This is a genomic window from Wolbachia endosymbiont of Drosophila seguyi (assembly GCF_028981765.1).
GTDB classification, from domain to species: Bacteria; Pseudomonadota; Alphaproteobacteria; order Rickettsiales; family Anaplasmataceae; genus Wolbachia; species Wolbachia pipientis.
Window position 1 is genome coordinate 1 of sequence record NZ_JAPQLM010000123.1, and the last position, 4,630, is coordinate 4,630.

The 4,630-nt window shown below is 36.5% G+C and carries 4 protein-coding genes; 2 read left to right on the plus strand and 2 right to left on the minus strand.

What is annotated here, in order from left to right:
* On the plus strand, positions 1 to 167 hold a 167-nt coding region (locus OZD62_RS02815; protein ID WP_275019392.1), incomplete at its 5' end, for a transposase.
* On the opposite strand, the gene OZD62_RS02820 is transcribed toward OZD62_RS02815, so the two are convergent.
* The gene (locus tag OZD62_RS02820) at positions 147 to 1,115 is read right to left on the minus strand and encodes a hypothetical protein (RefSeq protein ID WP_275019389.1); all 969 of its coding nucleotides are present in this window, start codon (positions 1,113 to 1,115) and stop codon (positions 147 to 149) included. The two genes, OZD62_RS02815 and OZD62_RS02820, sit on opposite strands and share 21 nt — an antisense overlap.
* 249 nt (positions 1,116 to 1,364) lie before the next feature.
* Between OZD62_RS02820 and secA the strand changes: the two genes are divergently transcribed.
* On the plus strand, positions 1,365 to 4,025 hold the full coding sequence (secA, locus tag OZD62_RS02825; protein ID WP_275019390.1) for a preprotein translocase subunit SecA: 2,661 nt from the start codon (positions 1,365 to 1,367) through the stop codon (positions 4,023 to 4,025).
* A gap of 9 nt (positions 4,026 to 4,034) precedes the next feature.
* Here secA and OZD62_RS02830 read toward each other — a convergent pair.
* Positions 4,035 to 4,630 (minus strand): ankyrin repeat domain-containing protein (locus OZD62_RS02830; protein ID WP_275019391.1); only part of this gene is annotated, 596 nt, incomplete at its 5' end.

The window sequence follows — 4,630 nt, forward strand, 5'->3', positions numbered from 1 at the left end:
AACAAGGGTTTAAAGTACAGCCAAGAAGATGGGTTGTAGAAAGGACTTTTGCTTGGGTTAATAGGAATAGAAGGCTATCGAAGGAGTATGATTTACTCACAACATCCACTGAGAATTTCATATACCTAGCTATGAATAGGGTTATGTTAAAGAGGGAATATGCTTGAATTTACTAGTTTCCGGACAACCTCTAAGATTTCTTCTTTCATCTTGCAAAAGAATTCTCTTCCGTCTTCATGTGTAAGAAAACGTCTCCCTTTTTCTTTCAACCAATCTAGCATTTTTTCTTGGAAGCGAGCGTAAACATTCTGTCTATCAATATCATTAAATTGCTCGCCTAGCTCACTTTTGATAATATCCGCTAGTTTTATTTCATTGGGCTGATTTACTGCAAATACTAACTTATCAAAAAATTCTTTTATATTGTCTTCCAACCTACCTTCATTCATCATTCGTCCAAATTCACGTTGCCACGTCTGATTTCTTTCCAATTTCCTTTTTGAGTTCTGATCTGGCTTGTTTTGGAGTTTTTTTATCTCCTCTTCTAATTCTTCCATCGCTTCTTCTACAGCACTTTCAAATGCTGGTTGCACTACTGAAATCATGTTATTGTGAATATAAGAGAACTTATATCTAGTGCCACCATCTTTAAAAAAGACATCACTAGTGTCGATTACTTCAACTAAAATTTCTATTTCCTCGTTTGGTCCTAAAGTTTTTACCCTCAACTTCTTCACTGTGTTTCGTGCTGTGCTTTGATCCAGATCAAAATCGATATTAGTACAGATAATAAAATCTTTCAGGTTACCATCTGCAAAATCTTGATTATTTTTGATCTTTAGGTAAGAAACACAATACTTTGCTAATCCAAACTCACCACTTTTATCTTTTGTAAGTAAGTTCCCTACTCCAATTTTCTTGTTATCTTCATCTTGTGTGTGTTTAGCCTGCAAAAAACGGTATACTTTCTTACTACCTTGGGTACATTCAAATACTAAATCATCGAATTTTCTGGCCTCTTCTATTTCTGTACCTAAGCGAAAAGAGTGCTGATAGAGCACTCCTCGATGCAAAAATAGCATCAATACCTTTAGCTGGTAGATATTACCGTGCATAACTAGTTACCTCATACAGGCTGCTATAAATTTGTTTGATCTAGAATTAAAGATTACCAAACACCTAAAATAATGCAATAGAGTCTTTATGTGTTGATAGAAAGGCCTTCGAGGGTAGGAATTGCCTGGCAAACTCTTAATTCTTGATTTAAAAAAGACTTTCCAAAGACTCCCCAAATCTAATATGTAATTGCTGTAGGCTGCATTTAGTAATATAATCTCATATTAAATAAGACTTTACTTAAGTTTATGCTAGATTCTCCGCTAATTTTGACAGCCATTCTTATATTTTTCATTTTTACGTTGTCATTCTTTTTTATAAGAAAGATATTTGGGTCAACAAATAAGAAGATAATAAAATCCTTTAGGAAAATTGTTCAGCAAATAAATGCATTAGAAACAGAAATGCAGAGTTTATCTGATGAGGAGCTTGCTGGTAAAACTGAAGAATTCAAACAAGAATTGAAAAATGGGAAAACGTTAAATGATCTTCTTGTACCTGCATTTGCAGTTGTGCGTGAAGCCTCTCGAAGGTTTCTTAACATGAGGCACTTTGATGTTCAACTGATTGGTGGAATGGTGCTCCACAATGGTATGATATCAGAAATGAAAACAGGAGAGGGAAAGACACTCGTTGCAACTTTAGCAGCATATCTAAATTCCTTAGAAGGGAAAGGCGTACACGTCGTAACTGTTAATGACTACCTTGCAAAACGAGACACAGAGTGGATGAGCAAATTATATAATTCTCTTGGGGTTTCTGTTGCGTTTATTACGAATAACTTGACAGACGAAGAGAGGAAAGAGGCTTACAGTGCAGATATCGTGTATTCCACAAATAACGAGCTTGCCTTTGATTACCTGCGAGACAATATGAAATTTTCTCAAGAAGACATGGTTCAGAGAGGCTTTCACTACGGAATAGTTGATGAAGTGGACTCAATACTCATTGATGAAGCTCGCACTCCGCTTATTATTTCTGGCCCGGTTGAGGAAAACAATCAGATATATAAGCATATCAATAAAATAGTAACCAAATTAGTTGACTCCGATTATGAAGTAGATGAAAAAGGTAGAACGGTATTCTTGACTGAAGATGGTATTTCACGAGTGGAGGAACTACTAAGGTCATACAATCTCATTCCTGAAAATTCCTCGCTCTATGATACTGACAGCATGATAATGACTCATTATATAGACCAAGCATTACGTGCATATAAGCTGTTTACTGCTGATAAAGATTATATAGTAAAGGATGGCAAGGTAGTGATTATTGATGAATTTACTGGGCGTATGATGGAGGGCAGGAGATATTCCGATGGTCTTCATCAGGCACTTGAAGCGAAGGAGAATCTTGAAATTCAGCATGAAAACCAAACTTTAGCATCGGTCACATTTCAGAATTACTTTCGTATGTACAATAAACTTTCCGGAATGACGGGAACAGCAGCAACAGAGGCAGAAGAGTTTCGTGATATATACAGATTAAATGTAGTAAAAATTCCAACCAATGTACCTGTAAAAAGAGTTGATATTGATGATGAAATTTACGGTACAGAAAAGGAAAAATTTAATGCTGTGTTGAAGTTTATAGAAGAATGCTACAAACGCCTTCAACCGGTCCTTGTTGGCACGGTGAGCATCGAAAACTCTGAGAAGCTTTCTGCGCTTTTGCAAAGCCATTCTCTTAAGCATTCAGTATTGAATGCTCGTTATCATGAACAAGAGGCGTACATAATAGCGCAAGCTGGGGTGCCAGGTAGTATCACTATAGCAACTAACATGGCAGGGCGTGGAACTGATATTCAACTCGGTGGAAATGCTGAAATGATCGCAAAGGTAGAGCTAAAGAAGATAAAAAATGCTGATGAAAGAGAAAAAAAATACCAAGAAATAGTTGAAAGAGTAAAAAAAGATAAGGAAATTGCTATAAAAGCTGGTGGTTTATGTGTGGTTGGAACCGAAAGACATGAAAGCAGGAGAATAGATGATCAATTACGCGGCCGTTCTGGTCGTCAGGGGGATCCTGGACTTTCTAAGTTCTTTTTATCGCTGGAAGATGACCTAATGAGAATATTTGGCTCTGATAGAATGAGAAGCTTTTTACAAAAAGTAGGGTTAAAGAATAACGAAGCTATTCATCATCCATGGATCAATAAGGCACTCGAGAAAGCGCAAAAGAAAGTTGAAGCTAGAAACTATGACGTGCGGAAATCTCTACTTAAGTTTGATGACGTAATCAATAACCAACGTAAAGTTATTTTTAAACAGAGAACCAATATCTTAGGCAACGAAATTAATGATTTACTTGAAGTATATAGCGAAGTAAATGAGAGCGTAGTAGAAGGTATAATCCAAAGTGGCTATTATGAGGATTATATTGAAAATATAGTCAAAGAATTCCATACAAGGTATGGAATAACGCTTGATAAAGAAGACTTGGCAAAGTTTTTGAATAAACAAGAAGCTTTGAATTATATAAATGATAAGATACAAGAATTTTTTACTGAGAAAGAAAAATATTTCAACAGTCAGCACACTACAGATTTGTGGAATACGATCGTGAAGCAAATGATGATAATGACACTTGATCATTTATGGAGGGAACACCTTTCAGTTCTAGAGAGCCTAAGACAAAGCATAAGCTTACGTGCTATGGGGCAGAAAGATCCACTGAATGAATTTAAACGCGAAGCTTTCTTGATGTTTGAGTCAATGCTTGAAAAATGGAAGGAACTCACCATTCACCGCTTAGCACACTTTAAGTTGGCAGACAACCAAGAGATAGGCAATAGGTTACATTCTGCTAGAAATAGCAGACTTCCCAAAGTCTCAAGAAACGACAAATGTCCTTGCAACTCCGGAAAGAAATACAAACACTGCCATGGTGCGGTTACTGTGGTGAGCTAATAATTATGGTTATACAGTTTGTTTATTTCCATCAACATTACTGCATCTAACCTCACTTAGCTTACTGTTTAATGAGTGCTCTGATGACTTATACGCAGCCCCATAGGAAATTCCACCAACTATCAGCGCAGATGCTACAGTAATTCCAATTATTGCTAGTGCAGGTAATGCAGTAGCGTAAACGAGTGCTAATGGAGTAACAATGGCAGCTAATATACCCACAGCAACTCCTGCTGTTATAGCTTTAGATCTATGAATAAATGATGGATCTGCACCATCATTTAGTAGAAGTTTTGCTAGCTTTGGGTATCCACGCTGAACAGCGTAGTGTAAAGGAGTTCTTCCTCCTCGATCTTGTATATTAACATCTGCTCCTTTTTTTAGTAAAACTTCTACTACTTGTGTGTGTCCATGCTTAGCAGCATTATGTAAAGGAGTTCTTCCAACTTTACTTTGCACATTAACATCTGCCTCTTTTTCTATAAGATGTTTTACTACCTCTATATGACCATGCTTAGCAGCATCATGTAAAGGACTTCTTCCATATTGGTCCACTACATTAACATCTGCCTCTTTTTTTATAAGATGTTTTACTACCTCTATAT